Genomic DNA, 16,178 nt, shown 5'->3' with positions numbered 1-16,178 from the left:
ATATGTTACTTAGACCCCGCGTCCGACGTGCGAACGACGAAAAGCGCGCCGGGCCACGGAACTGGCCCGACGCGCTCACCATGCAAAACACGGCGCGATAATAGAATTTAGAACCGTATTGGCAAATTACGGTGACGGTTTCCTTAGGCGGCTCTGGACTCGCTCCTTGCCATGGCCGGCGCTTGTTGCCGGGCCTGCACGTGCCGGATCAGTCCGGGCTCACTTTGCGGAACATCCAGCATAGGGCCCTTGTCCTGCGGCTGCACGTTGAGCGCATAGGGAAACAGCACCACGTCGAGTTCCCCGGTTGCCGAGAGCATTTCACGATCAGGCGCCTCTCCCGAAAGGAGCGGCGCCAACGCAGCCGCAAGATCCACTCCGACATGCTGCCCGAGATGATGCACCGGCACCGGCCGCGGATTGCATTCAAGGAGGAGCGCCTCACCGGTGTCCGCCGGGATCATGAAGTCAAACGAGAAGAAGCCGGAAAGGCCCATCGCCTCCACCATCTTCCTTGCCACATTCTCCATCCCTGCATGTGCACACAGCTTCACGACCGTGCTAGGCCCATTGGTGCACAGTTGCTCGACCCTTATCCCGGAAAAGCCGCCGACAAGCTGGCCGCGCCAGGCGAGGCCGCAATACATCGCGCATTGCCCGGAGATGGCACTTTGCACATCCATCGGTTTGCCGACGGGATACCAGTCTCGCCCGATGAGCTTTCGGGCCAGTGCCTTGAGCCGCGCCATGGCCGGACGGGCCTCCCTGAACGCCTTGCTTAGAACTGCTTCGTCGGCGCAGGCATTCACGCCAAGGCCGGCCCAGCTGAAAGACTGCTTGAGAAAGACGGGATAACCCAGTTCGCTCGCCGCGTGCGTGGCATCCTCGAGCGTATCGACGGTCCGGCTCTCCGGCACCGCAATTCCGAGGCTGCGGGCGAGCGCCATCGTGTCGGACTTGAACAGGCTCGCGTCAAACCCGGCAGGGCTGCCAAGCGATGCGGCGATGATCGCCCTGGCATAAGGCGGGATCAGCGATTTGCAGCGCCCTGCTGCCAGCGCCTGCAGCACAATGACAGCCTGTTCGTCGGCCGGAATGATCAGTTTGGGCGGCGAATGCTCGATCACCTTGGCAAGCGCCCCAGCGATCGAGCGGATGCTGCGCGAAGGTGGCAACGCATGCAGCGCGCGCAAGTACGTGCTTTGCGCAAGGATATTGTCGCTGGGGCACAGCGCGGCGACCGACAGGCCTGCCTGATACAACATTTGCGGGAAGCGAGCCGGACCGAAGCGCCCATCTTCAATCGAGAAAATCAGAATGTCCATGCGGGGACCTTTAAGAAGAGAACGTGTGATGAAGCGCCTCGTCAAAGCAGGTGCTGTGCCAGTTAAAATTATCAAATGAATCCAATTTAATAGGAAATCCGGCAACGCAGCAGCATTGCATATTGCGAAAGTGATGCGAGCCGCCTGCGCATTTTGCGGACCAACCCGGCAATATCGATTGCATTCTGCGCAAGATGGAACCGGCATTGCCATCAGTGACCGCAGGATAGGGGATTTCCCGTAACTGGCACGCTTTTTGATGCTGCTTCGGAAACGCCAATCCGGAGCTCATTTCGTGCCATTGCGCCTCATCCAGAAAGCCGAACACCGTATCGGTCCGCACTTTGCGCAGCTTGCGCGGGGTTTGGGCAGCTATGGCAGCGCGGAAGTGGCCACGCGCCTGGTACGCCTCCTGACGACCGTGGTCATTGCGCGCAGCCTTGCCCCGGCGATTGTCGGCGAGGCCGCGCTGGCGCTGACCGTATTCGAACTGGTGCGGGTGCTTGAGCGGATCGGCACCGGCCAGCAGATCGTGCAGGCCGAGGCCTGCGACCTCGCGGCAACCTGCAACTCGGTCCAACGCTTTTACGCGGGCTGGACCGGTGCGTTGATGATCGTGCAACTGCTCGTTGCGGCGCTTCTGGCGATCGTGTTCCACCGCACGACCGCAGGCGCAATGCTCTCGGCGCTGACACTGGTCTATCCTTTCATGGCGGGCGGCCATGTGCAGTTCTACCTCGCGATGCGCGCAGGGCTGGTATCGCGGCTCGCACGGATCGGGGCGAGCCAGGCCATCGCCGACCAGATCCTCACCGCGGCGCTCCTGCTGATCTGGCCGAGCCCCTGGTCGATCGTGCTCCCCAAGCTGCTGACGGCGCCGCTCTGGCTGATCCTTGCGCGCCGTGCTGCGCCCTGGCAGCCGGATCGCGCTGCCGGACTGATCCCGGCTGCGCGGATGCTGCGCTATGCCGGACCGATCATGCTGGCCGACGGTATGGCCGCCCTGCGCACGCAAGGTGACAATCTGATCATCGCCGCTGTGCTGGGCACTTCGGCGCTGGGAACCTACTACTTCGCATTCAACGCGGGCGTCGGGATCGTCAGCTCGCTGGTCACCGCCTTCGGAAGCGTTGCGTTCCCGATGCTCTGTGGGGCCAAGGCCGGTCCTGCCCGCATCGGGATGCTGCGCCGTATCGCGCTCGGCGGTGCTGCAGTGTTTGTGCCCATAGTCGCACTGCAGGCGCTGGCCGCTCCGTTTTATGTGCCGCTCGTGTTCGGCGCGCACTGGGCCTTTGCCGCGCCGCTCATCGCCATCCTCTGCCTTGCTGGCGTGCCGCTGCTGGTGGCCCAGATCACCGGCTGCTGGCTGCGCGCCGAAGGCAAGGTCGGCACCGATGCCGCAAGCAGCACGCTCACCTGCGTGCTGGCGCTGGGCGGACTGTGGCTCGGCGCGCATTTTGGCGAGCTCAAGTTCGCAGTCATCGGCCTGATTGCGGGACAGACCCTCGGCGCGCTCTGGAACGGCGCCCGCGTTCTCCTTCCCGCGCTGGATATTCCGCGCTCTCTCAACCTTCGTTCGGAGCCCTGCTCATGATCGCAACCCCCTGCCCGCACCCCGCAGCACCCGGCGCAGCGCCCGGCGCATATGCTGACATTCGCCCCGAGATTTCGGTCGTCGTGCCTGTCTACAACGCTGCCCTGACGATTGCCGAGACGATCGGTTCGGTCCTTGCCCAGACGTTTTCCAGCTTCGAGATCATCGCCGTTGACGACGATTCTTCGGACGCAAGCCTTGATATCCTGCTCGCCATTGCGGCGCAGGAACCGCGGCTCCGGGTGATCTCCCAGCTCAATGGCGGCGTCTCCTCGGCGCGCAATCTTGGCGTCGAAGTGGCGGCAGCACCGCTTGTCGCGTTCCTCGATGCCGACGACCTGTGGGCCCCGGGAAAGCTTGCCCAACACATTGGCCTGCACCGCGATCAGCCCGAGCTTGCTGCGAGCTACGCCCGCATAGCCTTCATCGCGCGCGATGCCGATACGCTTGAGGGCGCGCGGACGGTCTCGACGCTTTGCCCGAACACGCCGCGTCTTGCCGATGTGCTGGGTGAAAATCCGGTCTGCACCGCTTCCAATCTCGTGGTGCGCCGCGACTGGTTCGTCATGCTGGGCGGGTTCGACCAGCACCTCAAGTTTGCCGAAGACCAGGAGTTCGTCGCCCGGCTCGTTTCGCGCGGCGCCAAGGTCGATGGCATCGACGACGTACTTACCGGCTACCGCTTCAGCCCGGACGGCCTCTCCATGGATCTTGCGCAGATGCATGCGGGATGGCGCGTTCTGGTCGATCGCTACATCGATGATGGCGCGGTCCGCGCCTCGCTCGAAGCGCTCTATTGCCGCTACCTTGCGCGCCGACTGCTGCGCTCGGGGGGCAGCCCGCTGCGGGCACTGAACTTCGTCGTGCGCGGGCTTCGGCTCGATGCGCGCAGCTTCATGGCCGAGCGCCAGCGCGGGCTTGCCACCGTGCTTGCGGCCTGTGTCGCCCCCCTGATCCCCGCCGCGATGCGTCGCCGTATCTTCGCCTGATCATTCATATTTCAGCCAGAAAGTCCCAATCATGAACGTCCTTCAGCTCAACACCGAGGCCCTTCCCCGCGTCTCGGTCGTCATGCCCGTCTACAATGTGGAAGCCTATGCCGCCGAAGCGATCCGCTCGGTGCTCGCCCAGACCTTCAACGATTTCGAGTTGATCATCGTCGATGATGGTGGTTCCGATGCTTCGATGGAGATCTGCCGATCGTTCTCCGATCCTCGCATCACCATCGTGTCACAGCGCAACCGCGGCCTTGCAGGCGCACGCAACACCGGCATCGCAGCAGCGCGCGGCGAGTACATCGCGCTGCTCGATTCCGATGACCGCTGGCTTCCCGAGAAGCTGATGCTGCATGTAATCCACCTCGACAATACGCCGGAGATCGGCGTCAGCTTTGCGCCCTCTCGCTTCATCGATGCCGCTGGCCAGCCGCTGCGCATTGTCCAGCGGCCCAAGCTCAAGTCGATCGCGCCCGAAGACATCTTCTGCCGCAATCCGGTGGGCAACGGCTCTGCTCCCGTGCTGCGGCGTTCGGCGCTCGACACCGTCGCCTTCGCGCACCCGGACGATCGTATGCGCACGTGCTGGTTCGATGAATCGCTGCGCCAGTCGGAAGATATCGAAATGTGGCTCAGGCTTTCGCTGACCGGCGGCGTCCGTTTCGAGGGCATTGCAACGGTGCAGACCGAGTATCGCATCGGCGGCAGCGGCCTTTCGGCGCAGATCCTGCGGCAATACGAATCTTGGCAGGGCGTCGTTGCGCGGATGGCCAGCTATGCGCCAGAATTCACCGCCCGCCATGTTGCCCGGGCCCGCGCCTATCAGCTGCGCTACCTCGCGCGCCGCGCCATTCAACTTGGCGATGCCGGGATGGCAATGGCGCTGCTGCGCGGAGCCGTCGTCAGCAGCGTCCGCCCGCTGCTCGAGGAACCGGCGAAGTCGCTGACCACATTCGGAGCCGCGCTGGTGGGCCGCATGATCGGACCCGACCAATTTGCCCGCCTCGCAGGGCGCGCCGCTGGTGGGCAGCTAGTCGCATGAAGTCGGCCCATCCGTCCGGGACGCGCCTGCGGGTCGCCAATCTGCTCGACGATTGTTCGCTGGGCGGCGTCACCCGCGCGCTCGGCGTGTTCGAAGCGGAAGCCTTGGCTCAGATCGCCGATGCATCGACCATCGTCGTGCCTCCGACCGCGATGGTCGCGCCGCGCATCACCGCCGATGTGATCATCACGCATTTCCCGCCCAACTGGCGCCGGTTGGCCCTGCTAGCAAGCCTGAAGCTGCGCAATCCCAAGGCGCGGATCATTCATGTCGAGCATAGCTACACCCGCGCGTGGGAAGCCATGCACGTCCCCAGCACGCCGCGTTTCCGCGCCATGCTGTGGCTGGCCATGCGGCTGGTCGACCAGATCGTCTGCGTCTCGCACGCGCAAGCGGAGTGGCTGCAGGAAGCGGCTGGAATCAATGCCGATCGGATCACAGTGATTCACCCCTATGCCGAGAACCCGGGCCTTGCCGACCTGCCCTTGCCCGAGCCAGGGGAGCGCCTGCAGATCGGTGCCTACGGCCGCTTTTGCGAGCAGAAGGGCTTCGACGTCCTGATCGCCGCATTTCGCAAGGGCTGGTTTCCGAACTGCGATCTCGTTCTCGGCGGTTTCGGCGAGGACAAGTTGAGGCTGCGAGCGCTGGCGGGCAATTGCCCGGCGATCCGCTTCACCGGCAAAGTCGATGACGTGGCAACGTTCCTCCAATCCTGCGATGTCATTGCGGTGCCTTCGCGCTGGGAAGCCTATGGCATGGTCGCCAACGAAGCGCGTGAAGCCGGCCGCCCCATCATGGTCGCGCCAGTCGATGGCCTGATCGAACAAGCCGCAGATGCAGGCCAAGTGGTCGATTTCACCGATGAGGCTTCGATCGAAGCAGCGCTTGGCACAATGTGGTCTGCCAATTTGCACGATATTGCGAGAGAGGCACGCGCCTCGGTCCGGAACTGCCACGAGACCCGCCTGATGCAATGGTGCGCGCTCCTGCAATCCGTTCCGGCTACCCCGCGCCGCGAGGGCCAGCCTTTGAAGGCCGCTAACGCTCTCCCAGCGCCTTCGCCATCAGCGTTTCCATGCGCGCCACATCGACCGACAGCACAACATCGGCCTGCCCCTCGTCCAGATGCGGTCGATAGGCGTCGTGCCAGGTCAGCATATCGCCATAGCCCGCGCCGAAATCCGTATTGAAGTCATACCATAGCCGCTCGGACTTCGTGACGATGCCGGGATCGAGCCACACCGCCACGGCGATCTCGTCCCACATCGGAAAGCCGGGTTCCATACGCCGCAGAAATGCCGCCACCGGCGGGCGCGAGGCCTTGGCAAGTCGCTCCAGCAGCGCGGGCGAAAGCTGCGTCGCGGTCGAAGGATCGGACGGCACGATCGTCACCTTGGGCCACGGCGCATGCGCGGCCATGCTCGCCGCTTCGGGATCGAAACGGATGTTGAACTCGCGCCGGGGCGTGTTGACGAACTCGCGCGCGAAGTCGGCAGCGGACTTGCCCTCCAGCACCTGACGCGGCGCAAGGCTCCCGCCCATGATGATCAGTTCCTTGACCAGACTCGCAAACTCGGGATCAAGCCGCTGTGCCAGCGCCAGATTGGTCAGCGGCCCCGAAGCGATGATCGTAACCTGATGCGGATGCGCACGCACCGTGCGGATCAGGAACTGCGCTGCCGGCTCATTCAGCGCCTTGAGCTTGGGATTGCCCCACGGCAGGTCCACCGGATCGAACGGCCCGTGATAAGGCGGCGTGGACTGCGCAGTAGGCTCGGCCCACTGCTTCATGAAGGCGCCCTTCCAGACCATCTTGCCGTAGAGCGCTTCCCACCGCTCGGTGCGCGCCTCGCTGTTGAGCAGCGGAAAGGTCGCCCCTTCCGCTACCGGCACTTCGGTCCGGCCCAGCAGTTCCAGTCCGCGCAGCACCATCGCCGTTGCCCGGTTCGCCCAGACATTGCCCGAAACCGTGGTGATCCCCAGCACGTCGACGCGCGGGTCCTCCAGCAGCATCAGATGCGGGATCGCGAAACCCTCGTCATCGATGATGACCTGCCGCTTCGGCTCTGCCGCCCATGCCGGACAGATCGCCCCGAGCAGCAGCACCAATGCAAGGAGGACCCGCCGCATGCTTACTTCTTGCCCGCGTCGGTGCGATACTTGTCGAACCACGCAAGGATCGCCGAAGCCTTGGCAGCCGATTGCGAAGGCCGCGCGGTGAACCCGCCGTGGCTCGCCCCCGGCACCTTCACCAGCGCAGTCGGCACGCCCCGGATCTGCAGCGCGGCGTAATACTGCTCGGATTCGCTGACCGGCGTGCGGTAATCCTCGCTGCCGACCACCACCATCGTCGGCGTCTTCACGTTGCCGACAAGCGAGAGCGGCGAACGGTTCCAGTAGCTCATCGGGTCTTCCCACGGCTGCTTGCTGAACCAATAGCGCGAGGTGAAGCCGGTGCCGTCCATCGTCAGCGCCTCGCTGATCCAGTTGATGACAGGCTTCTGCGCCGCCGCTGCCTTGAACCGGTCGGTCTTGCCAACGATCCAGCTCGTCAGCACGCCGCCGCCCGAACCGCCCGTCACGAACAGGTTGTCGGGATCGGCAACGCCCTTGGCAATCGCGGCATCGACCGCGCTCATCAGATCGCCGTAGTCATCGCTCGGGTAGTTCTTGTCGATCGTGTTGGCGAACTCGCTGCCATAGGAGGTCGAACCGCGCGGATTGGTGTAAAGCACCGCATAGCCGTGCGCGGCATAGAGTTGGTCATCGGTCGAGAAGACCTGCCCATAGGCGCTGTGCGGCCCGCCGTGGATCTCGAGGACGAGGGGCACCCGCTTGCCCTGCTGGTAGCTGGGCGGCAGCACCAGCCACGCGCCGATCTTGCGCCCGTCACTTGCTGTCACATCCAGCGGCTCGATCCGGCCCATGGTCTTGCCCGACATCAGCGTCTCATTCAGCCGCGTCACCTGCCGCTTGCCAATGAAGAGATCGGCCGGACGCTGGCCGCCGCTGGCATCGCCGGTCCATGCGATCACCCCGCCCTTGGAAACGCTGAAGCTGCCGCCGGTATAGGGCCGGTCCAGCCCGCCACCCGCCAGCCCCTCGGCCAGCACCGTCAGCTTGCCCGCAAGGTCCACCCGCGCGACCTTGCGCACGGCCTTGTCATCATACGCCACGTAGACCGAGCGCCCGTCCGCCGCCCACTGCACATCCTCGATGCTGCGATCGAGCGAGGCCGTCAGCGCGCGCGGATTGGATCCATCGCGGTCCATCACATAGAGCACATCTTCCTGATAGCTCCGTCGCGTATCGTCATAGCCCAGATAGGCGATCTTGCTGCCATCGGGCGAAAGCACCGGATTGTGATCCGGCCCATAGCGCTTGGTCAGCTGGGTCAGCGCGCCGCTCGCCAGATCGACGGCGAAGACCTCGCTGTCATTCTGCTCGCGCTCCCAATCCGCGCGGCGATTGGAGGATAGCACGAGCGCGCGTCCATCGGGCGAAAACGAAAGCGGACCCGAAACATCGAACTTGCCGAAGGTCAGCTGACGCGGCGCACCGCCATCCGCCGCCACCACGAACGCCTGATCGAAGCCCGGCTTGAGATAGCCGTCGCCATCGGCGCGGTAGGTTACCCGGTCGATCACTTCGAGCGGCTCGGCCCACTTCGCGCCCTCGGGCTTGGCGGGCGCCGCGCCGAACTTCGCCGGCTCGCCCGGCACGTGCATCACATAGGCGATCTGCTTGCCATCCGGCGACCACGCAAGGCTCGACGGCGAATCCGGCAGGCCGGTGATCCGTGCCGTCACCCCGCTATCCATCCAGCGCACATAAAGCTGCGGCGAACCGCCTTCTTCGGCGCCGACATAGGCAAGCCGCTTGCCATCGGGCGACCACGCCGGCGAACCTTGCGAGCCGGAAGCTCCCAGCGGCACCTGCTCGCCGGTCTTCACATCGACGAGCCAGATCGTCCGCCGCATCTTGTCAGCCATGACATCGCCCGATTGCCGGACATAGGCCACCCGCGTCCCATCAGGGCTGATCTGCGGGCTGGAGGCCATTTCAAGGCCGAACAGGTCGGCCCCGGTGAACAGCCGCGAGGGCTGCTCGCTCGCCGCAACCGGCGCGGTCTGGGCCACGGCAGGAACACAAGTCGTAAGCAGAAGAAGGGCAAGCGTCTGGCGAAGCATGGATAATTCCCCGGTAATGGAGCTATGCCCCATCCTTGGCCTGCCTCGCCGCATCGAGGCAAGAGGTGTTTTAGCCAAGTGCAACAGCATCGATTGCCGCAAGATGCCGCGCCACGTCCTCCGGCGGCAGGAACGAGCCCGTAAAGCTGTTCCGCGCCAGCTGCACCACATCGCCGCGCGAAAGCCCGCGTGCCTCCGCGACCGCCCGGTAATTGTCGAGAACATAGCCGCCGAAATAGGCAGGATCGTCCGAATTAACCGTCGCCTTCAGCCCCGCCGCCAGCATCCGGTCCAGCGGATGCGCCCCCAGATCATCCACAACACAGAGCTTGAGGTTGGAGAGCGGGCACACCGTCAGCGTCATCCCCTCGGCCGACAGCCGCGCCACCAGCGCCGCATCCTCCAGCGCCCGGTTGCCATGATCGATCCGGTCCACACCCAGTACGTCAAGCGCCTCGTGGACGTAGTCCGGAGGCCCCTCCTCCCCCGCATGCGCCGTCAGCTTGAGGCCCTTGGCCCGCGCCGCCGCAAATACGCGCGCAAACTTGCTCGGCGGATGACCAAGCTCGCTCGAATCCAGCCCCACCGCCGCAATCCGGTCGAGCCAAGGCTCGGCCATCGCCAGTGTCTCAAACGCCGCCTCCTCGGAGAGGTGCCGCAAAAAGCTCATGATCAGCCGCGAGGTCACACCCAGCCGCGCCTCCGCCTCGGCCATCGCCGCCAGCAGCCCCTCGATCACCGTGCCAAACGAAATCCCCCGGTCGGTGTGCGTCTGCGGATCGAACATGATCTCGGCATGGACCACCCCGTCCGCCGCCGCCCGCTCGAAATAGGCCATGGCGAGATCGCGGAAATCCGCCTCGGTCTGCAGCACCCCCGCGCCCGCATAATAGATGTCGAGGAAGTCCTGCAGGTTTGAGAAGGCATAGGCCGCGCGCACCTCGTCCACGCTGGCATAGGGAATGCTGATCCCGTTGCGCTCCGCCAGCGCAAACATCAGTTCCGGCTCGAGGCTCCCCTCGATGTGGAGGTGCAGCTCGGCCTTGGGCAGCCGCCGGATAAAGCCTTCAAGCGTGTCCATGGCCGGTATCCCTATCCCAAACGCAGCGCCCCATCACATAGGTCTGCCGCACCGCCCGGTCATCACCCAGCGTCTGCATGGCAAACAACCGCTCCGCCAGCGATGCTCCGGCCGTCCGCCGCGCCATCAAGGGCGTCGCAGCATCGTCGAGCACCACGAAGTCGGCCTCCTGCCCTTCGGCCAGCAATCCCACCTCCCCATCGATATGGAGCAGCCGCGCCGATCCGCCCGTCGCCAGCCACAAGGCGCGGAAGGGATCAAGAACATATCCCCCCGGCAACCCGGCCTGATACGCGAGGCCCGCGTTATGCAGCAGCGAGAGCGAGGTTCCCGCCCCGATATCGCTGCCCAGCCCCAGCCGCACCCCATGCCGCTCGGCCTGCGCAAAATCGAACATGCCCGATCCAAGGAAGAAGTTCGAACTCGGGCACACCGCAATACCCGCGCCCACCTCCGCCAGCCTTTCGCAAGACCGGTCCGGCAGATGCACCCCATGCGCAAAGACCGAACGGTCCGTCACCAGCCCGAACCGGTCATAAGCATCGAGGTAATCCACCGCCTCGGCAAACCGCGCCGCAACCGCCGCAATCTCGGCCTTGTTTTCCGCCAGATGCGTATGCAGCAGCACCCCCGGATGCGCGGCCAGTAATTCCCCGGCTACCGCCAACTGCGCATCGCTCGAGGTGAGCGCATAGCGCGGCGTCACCGCGTACTGCAGCCGCCCGCGCCCATGCCACTTCGCAATCAGAGCTTCCGTCTCCGCCCGAGCCGCTTCCACCGTATCGCGCAGGCCCTCCGGCCCCAGATCCATCAGCACCTTGCCGCAGATCATGCGCAATTCGCGCGCCTCCGCCGCCGCAAAGAACGCCTCGACCGAAGCTGCATGTACGGTGCCGAACACCAGTGCGCTGGTCGTCCCGTGCCGCAGCAGTTCGCCCAGAAACTCTTCCGCCACGCCCGCTGCATGAACCGGATCGGCAAAGGCCTTCTCCGCCGGAAAGATGTGCCGCTCCAGCCAGTCGAGCAGTTGCTCCCCATGGCTCGCGATCCGGCCAAGCTGCGGATAATGCACATGCGCATCGATAAAGCCCGGGACGATCAGCCCGCGAAGCTGCTCCACCGCCAGCCCCGGAAAGTGCAGCGAGACGTCCGCAAACGGCCCGCGCGCCGCGATGCGGCCATCCTCGATCACCAAGAACCCGTCCGCCTCGTGCCGCACCGGATCCGGCCCTTCCGCCGGATCGCACGAAAGGCTCAGGATCTCCCCGCGAAAGCCTTGCAGCGTCATGCCGCCACCGCCTGCACGGCCTGAACCGGCGGCAATTGCAGCACCTGCGCCAGCAGCGCGACCGCAATCACATCCGGCTCCTTGCCCGTAACCCCGGGAAGGCCAATCGGACAGGTCAGCCGACCCAGCGCTTCCGCCGAAACCCCATCCCGCTCCAGCCGGGCCAGAAACCGCGCCCGCTTGGTCTGCGATCCGATCAAGCCTGTAAACGCGAGCGCCGGCCGTGAAAGCGCCGCCAAAGTCAGGCGATAGTCCAGCGCGTGATCATGCGTGAGGATGGCACAGGCCGCCTCATCCGGCGCCTCGGCAATGCAGCCTCCGATCGCGTCCTCCGGCACCACCGTCACCCCGGCAATGCCTTCAAACTCTGGCCGAACATCGAACCACGCCAGCCGGATCGGCAGCCCCTCGACATGCCGCGCAATCGCCTGCCCGACATGCCCCGCGCCAAACAGGTACAAGGGCCGCCGGAAACCGCCGATCAGCTCCGCCAGCCGCGAGCCCACATCCGGCCTGTCGCCCCGAGCGGACAGCGCAGTAGACGGCCCGTCGCCCACCTTCCGTGCAATCCCGTTCGCGCCCAGCACACTCACCAGCACCCGGCCTTCCGCCGCCTCCGCCAGCCAGCCCAGCGCCTCTCGGTCGACATGCTCCACCAGCAGCCGCACCCGCCCGCCGCAGCACTGGCCCAGCAGCGGACCCAGCGGATAGTCCTGCACCCGCCAGGTTCCCGGCGCGTGCTCCAGCACCGCGCGGGCCTGCTCCACCGCCCCAAATTCCAGCGCCCCGCCACCAATCGTGCCGCAGAGGCCGTCCGCCGTCACCAGCATCCGCGTTCCCGCCCCGCGCGGCGCGGAGCCTTCTGTCGCCAGCACGCTCACCATCGCGACCGGCCCAACCGCCGCCAACCGCGCCAGATCGTCCAGCCACAAAGTCATTCGCGCAGCCCTGCAATCGCCCGCAGCACCGCTTCAGGCGTCGCCGGCGCATCCAGTTTCGGCAGTTCCCGCACCTCCGGCGCCGTCGCCGCAATCGCCGCCGAAATTGCGCAGAACACCGAGTTCGCCAGCATCAACGGCGGCTCGCCCACCGCCTTGGAACGGTGGATCGTCGGCTTCACATTCTCGCCGTCCCACAAGTCGATCCGCATCCGCCTAGGCCGGTCGGAAGCCGTCGGCACCTTGTAGGTAGCGGGCGAATGATTGAGCAGCCGCCCCTTCGCGTCCCACTCGACCACTTCGGTCGTCAGCCAGCCCTGCCCCTGCACAAAGCCGCCCTCGATCTGCCCCCGGTCAATCGCCGGATTGAGCGAGCGGCCCACGTCATGCAGGATATCAACTGCCAGCACCTTGTGCTCGCCCGTCAGCGTATCGACGACCACTTCGGAAACCGCCGCCCCATAGGCAAAGTAGTAGAATGGCCTCCCACGATGCGAGGCGCGGTCATACTGAATGTCCGGCGTCGCATAGAACCCGGTGGACGACAGCGAAATCCGCCCCAGCCAAGCCTTGCGCGCTGCCTCGGCAAACGTCAGCCGCGCCTCGCCCGCGATCACGCCGTCTGCCGTGAACCGCACATCCGCCGCCGCGCAGCCAAACGCCCCGGCCAGAAAATCCGCCATACGCTCGCGGATCGCCATGGCCGCGCGCCACGCCGCCATGCCGTTGAGGTCCGCACCCGAACTGGCCGCCGTCGCCGAGGTATTGGGCACCTTATCGGTCCGCGTCGCGGTGATCCGCACTATGTCCACGCCCACGCCGAACACATCCGCAACGATCTGCGCGATCTTGATGTGCAGCCCCTGCCCCATCTCGGTCCCGCCATGGTTCGCCTGGATCGAGCCATCGGCATAGACATGGACCAGCGCCCCGGCCTGATTGAGGTGCGTGGTGGTAAAGCTGATTCCAAACTTCACCGGCGTTAGCGCAATGCCCTTCTTGAGCACCGGATTTGCCGCATTGAACGCCGCAATAGCCTCTCTCCGCGCGTCATACCGCGAAGTTTCGCGAAGCTGCGCAATCATTTGTGGCGCGATGTTATCTTCAACTGTCATGCCATAAGGCGTCACATCGCGCCCCGGCCCATAGAGATTGCGCTGCCGCACATCGAGCGGATCAAGCCCCAACCGCGCCGCGACATGATCGCACACCCGCTCGATCGCCAGCATTCCCTGCGGCCCGCCAAAGCCCCGAAATGCCGTCGCCGAGACCGTGTTCGTCTTCAGCCGCTCGGACACGATCTCCACGTCGGGCAGGAAATAGCAGTTGTCCGCATGGAACATCGTCCGGTCATTGATGCCGGGAGAGAGGTCCATCGTGGCCCCGCAGCGCCCGCCAAAGCGCAGCTTCACCGCGGAAAGCCGCCCCTCGGCATCGTGGCCGACCTCGTAATCGACCTCGAAATCATGCCGCTTCCCGGTCGTGATCATGTCGTCATCGCGGTCGCAGCGGAACTTCGCTGGCCGCCCGGTATGATGCACCACCAGCGCGGCAGCGGCGGCAAACAGCGCGGCCTGGCTTTCCTTGCCGCCAAACGCCCCGCCCATGCGCCGCACTTCCACGGTGACGTCAGCACTGGGCCGCCCCAGCAGGTGCGCCACCAGATGCTGCACCTCGCTCGGATGCTGGCTGGAAGAGACGACATGGATCTGCCCATCTTCCCCCGGCCGCGCGTGAGCGACCTGCCCTTCCAGATAGAAGTGATCCTGCGCGCCGATTTTCAGCGAGCCCGCAAGCCAGTACTCCGCCGCCGCCATCGCAGCACCGGCATCCCCGCGCGCCATGCGCTGATCCGCCTCGATCCGCGACCCCGCCGCGCGCGCCTGCTCCACCGTGATCGCGGCTTCCAGCGGCTCATACGTCACTTTCCCCAGCCGCGCCGCCTTGCGCGCCGCCATGCGGGTTTCCGCCGCCACCAGAAACACGGGCTGGCCATGGCTCACCACTTCGCCATCGGCGAGCACCCGGTCGTCATGCGCAATCGGGCCCACGTTGTTCTCGCCCGGAACATCCGCCGCCGTGTAAACCGCAACAACACCCGGAAACGCACGCACCGCGTCAAGGTCTATGCCGGTAATCCGGCCCCGCGCCTCGCTCGAAAGCCCGAACGCCAGATGCAGCGTACCCGGCAATTCCGGCTCGTCATCCACATAGCGCGCCAGCCCCGCCACATGGAGATGCGCGCTGTCATGCGGCAGCGCCGGCATTGCAGCCTCAGGCCACAGCGGGTTTTCTTCGGCCATCAGCAGGCCTCCACACCAAGCACCGAAGTCGCCGCCCCCTGCTCGCGGTGCCACAGCCGCCAGAGCAGCGCCGCCGCCGCCTCGATCCGATAGGCCGCGCTCCCGCGCACATCGGTCAGCGGGCTAAAATCCGCCTTCAGCGCCTCGGCCGCCGCAGCAATCGTCGCCTCGCTGAATGGCTGGCCCACCAGCGCCGCCTCGCAGCCCGCAGCGCGCCGGGGTGTCGCCGCCATCCCGCCAAAGGCCACGCGCGCCGCTATGACCACGCCCGCCTCCACGGTCAGCGCAAAAGCTCCCAGTACTGCCGAGATATCGCTGTCAAACCTCCGTGATAGTTTGGAAATATGCACCACCGCGCCTGCACCTGGGCGCGGTACGAACACGCTTTCTACAAACTCCCCAGCCCGCCGGTCTTGCTTCCCGTAGTCGAGGAAATAGTCCTCGAGCGGTAGGGTCCGCCGCCCCGAAGCCGAGCGCAGCGTCAGTTCCGCCCCCAGCGCAATCAGCGCCGGTGGTCCGTCGCCTATCGGCGAACCATTGGCGATATTCCCGCAGACCGTGGCGGAAGACCGCACCTGCAGCCCCCCGATGCGCCGCACAAGTTCGCCAAGATCAGGGTGCAGCCGCGCCAGCGCCCCATGCGCCTCGGCATAGCGCACGCCCGCACCCAGCCGCACACCCTCCGCAGTCTCTTCGATGGCCTTGAGGTCGGCCACATCGCCGATAAACACCACGTGGCCCAGATCGCGCAGGCCCTTGGTCACCCACAGGCCCACATCTGTCGCCCCCGCGACGATCCGCGCTTCGGGATGCTCCGCCAGGACAGCCACAAGTTCCTCCGAAGAACGCGGTACAAACCACTGCTGTCCTTCGAAAATACCGCTCGCTGTGGTGTCTCCGGCCAGCCCCGATAGCGCCGTCAGCACGCGCGCATCGTCCTGCACCAGCGAAGACACTGTCTCACCCGCCTCGAGGATCGGCCCATAGCCGGTGCACCGGCACAGGTTCCCCGCGATCGCATCCGCTACCGGCAGTTCGCTCCCCAAGGCACCAATCGCGCGCCCATGGAGCGACATCACGAAACCCGGGGTGCAGAACCCGCACTGCGAGCTGCCGTTGGCCGCCATGCACGCCTGCAGCGGGTTGAGCTCACCCTTGGCGCCAAGGCTCTCCACCGTCATCACCGCCTTGCCATGGACCATCGGCAGAAACAGGATGCAGGCATTCACCGCGCGCCATTTTACGGCATCGCCAGCGACCTCTCCGACCAGCACCGTGCAGGCCCCGCAGTCACCTTCCGCGCAGCCTTCCTTGGTGCCGGTGCGCCGCAGCGGCCCGCGCAAGGTTTCCAGCAGCGTCCCCGTCGGATCGGGCGCGGTCAGCTCTACCACTTCGCCATCCAGCAGGAAGCGCACCGCCACG

General features: G+C 65.5%; 11 protein-coding genes and 1 pseudogene. 4 read left to right on the top strand and 8 right to left on the bottom strand.

The genetic code is table 11. The features are described from left to right. Positions 1-143 precede the first annotated feature (143 nt). The gene (locus tag NSE01_RS12705; RefSeq protein ID WP_170233831.1) at positions 144-1,370 is read right to left on the bottom strand and encodes an ATP-binding protein; all 1,227 of its coding nucleotides are present in this window, start codon (positions 1,368-1,370) and stop codon (positions 144-146) included. 250 nt (positions 1,371-1,620) lie between these two features. Here NSE01_RS12705 and NSE01_RS12700 point away from each other — a divergent pair, with 250 nt between their 5' ends. The 4 genes and pseudogenes from NSE01_RS12700 to NSE01_RS21760 all read left to right on the top strand — a co-directional run. Next, positions 1,621-2,919 (top strand): oligosaccharide flippase family protein, encoded by a 1,299-nt coding sequence (locus tag NSE01_RS12700; RefSeq protein ID WP_170233830.1) that lies wholly within the window; start codon positions 1,621-1,623, stop codon positions 2,917-2,919. Then, positions 2,916-3,908, top strand: a complete 993-nt coding sequence (locus NSE01_RS12695; RefSeq protein WP_147160005.1) for a glycosyltransferase family 2 protein — start codon at positions 2,916-2,918, stop codon at positions 3,906-3,908. The genes NSE01_RS12700 and NSE01_RS12695 overlap by 4 nt, the downstream gene beginning before the upstream one ends. Before the next feature lie 31 nt (positions 3,909-3,939). Continuing rightward, positions 3,940-4,956 (top strand): glycosyltransferase family 2 protein, encoded by a 1,017-nt coding sequence (locus NSE01_RS12690; protein ID WP_147160004.1) that lies wholly within the window; start codon positions 3,940-3,942, stop codon positions 4,954-4,956. Continuing rightward, a pseudogene (locus NSE01_RS21760) lies at positions 4,953-5,891 on the top strand (glycosyltransferase family 4 protein); the annotation flags it as partial. The gene NSE01_RS12690 and the pseudogene NSE01_RS21760, both read left to right, overlap by 4 nt. Before the next feature lie 103 nt (positions 5,892-5,994). Here NSE01_RS21760 and NSE01_RS21755 read toward each other — a convergent pair. The 7 genes from NSE01_RS21755 to xdhA all read right to left on the bottom strand — a co-directional run bounded on the left by NSE01_RS21755 (position 5,995) and on the right by xdhA (position 16,177). After that, positions 5,995-7,086 (bottom strand): nucleoside hydrolase, encoded by a 1,092-nt coding sequence (locus NSE01_RS21755; RefSeq protein ID WP_147160002.1) that lies wholly within the window; start codon positions 7,084-7,086, stop codon positions 5,995-5,997. A 2-nt stretch (positions 7,087-7,088) separates the two neighbouring features. Then, entirely contained in the window at positions 7,089-9,146 is a 2,058-nt protein-coding gene (locus NSE01_RS12675) for an alpha/beta hydrolase family protein (protein WP_147160001.1), read from the bottom strand. A 70-nt stretch (positions 9,147-9,216) separates the two neighbouring features. Next, entirely contained in the window at positions 9,217-10,227 is a 1,011-nt protein-coding gene (locus tag NSE01_RS12670; RefSeq protein WP_147160000.1) for an adenosine deaminase, read from the bottom strand. After that, a complete protein-coding gene (gene guaD / locus NSE01_RS12665; protein WP_147159999.1) occupies positions 10,214-11,515 on the bottom strand; it encodes a guanine deaminase in 1,302 nt (433 codons plus the stop codon). Before guaD ends, NSE01_RS12670 begins: the two co-directional genes overlap by 14 nt. Continuing rightward, entirely contained in the window at positions 11,512-12,453 is a 942-nt protein-coding gene (xdhC, locus tag NSE01_RS12660) for a xanthine dehydrogenase accessory protein XdhC (RefSeq protein ID WP_147159998.1), read from the bottom strand. Before xdhC ends, guaD begins: the two co-directional genes overlap by 4 nt. Further along, positions 12,450-14,756: a xanthine dehydrogenase molybdopterin binding subunit gene (gene xdhB / locus NSE01_RS12655; RefSeq protein WP_147159997.1), complete on the bottom strand. Its 2,307-nt coding sequence runs from the start codon at positions 14,754-14,756 to the stop codon at positions 12,450-12,452. The genes xdhC and xdhB overlap by 4 nt, the downstream gene beginning before the upstream one ends. Then, complete coding sequence (gene xdhA / locus NSE01_RS12650; RefSeq protein ID WP_147159996.1) at positions 14,756-16,177, bottom strand: xanthine dehydrogenase small subunit; 1,422 nt, start codon at positions 16,175-16,177, stop codon at positions 14,756-14,758. Before xdhA ends, xdhB begins: the two co-directional genes overlap by 1 nt. Position 16,178 lies beyond the last annotated feature (1 nt).

It is taken from the genome of Novosphingobium sediminis (genome assembly GCF_007991615.1).
Lineage (GTDB): Bacteria > Pseudomonadota > Alphaproteobacteria > Sphingomonadales > Sphingomonadaceae > Novosphingobium > Novosphingobium sediminis.
This window is presented reverse-complemented; position numbering and strand designations above follow the sequence as displayed.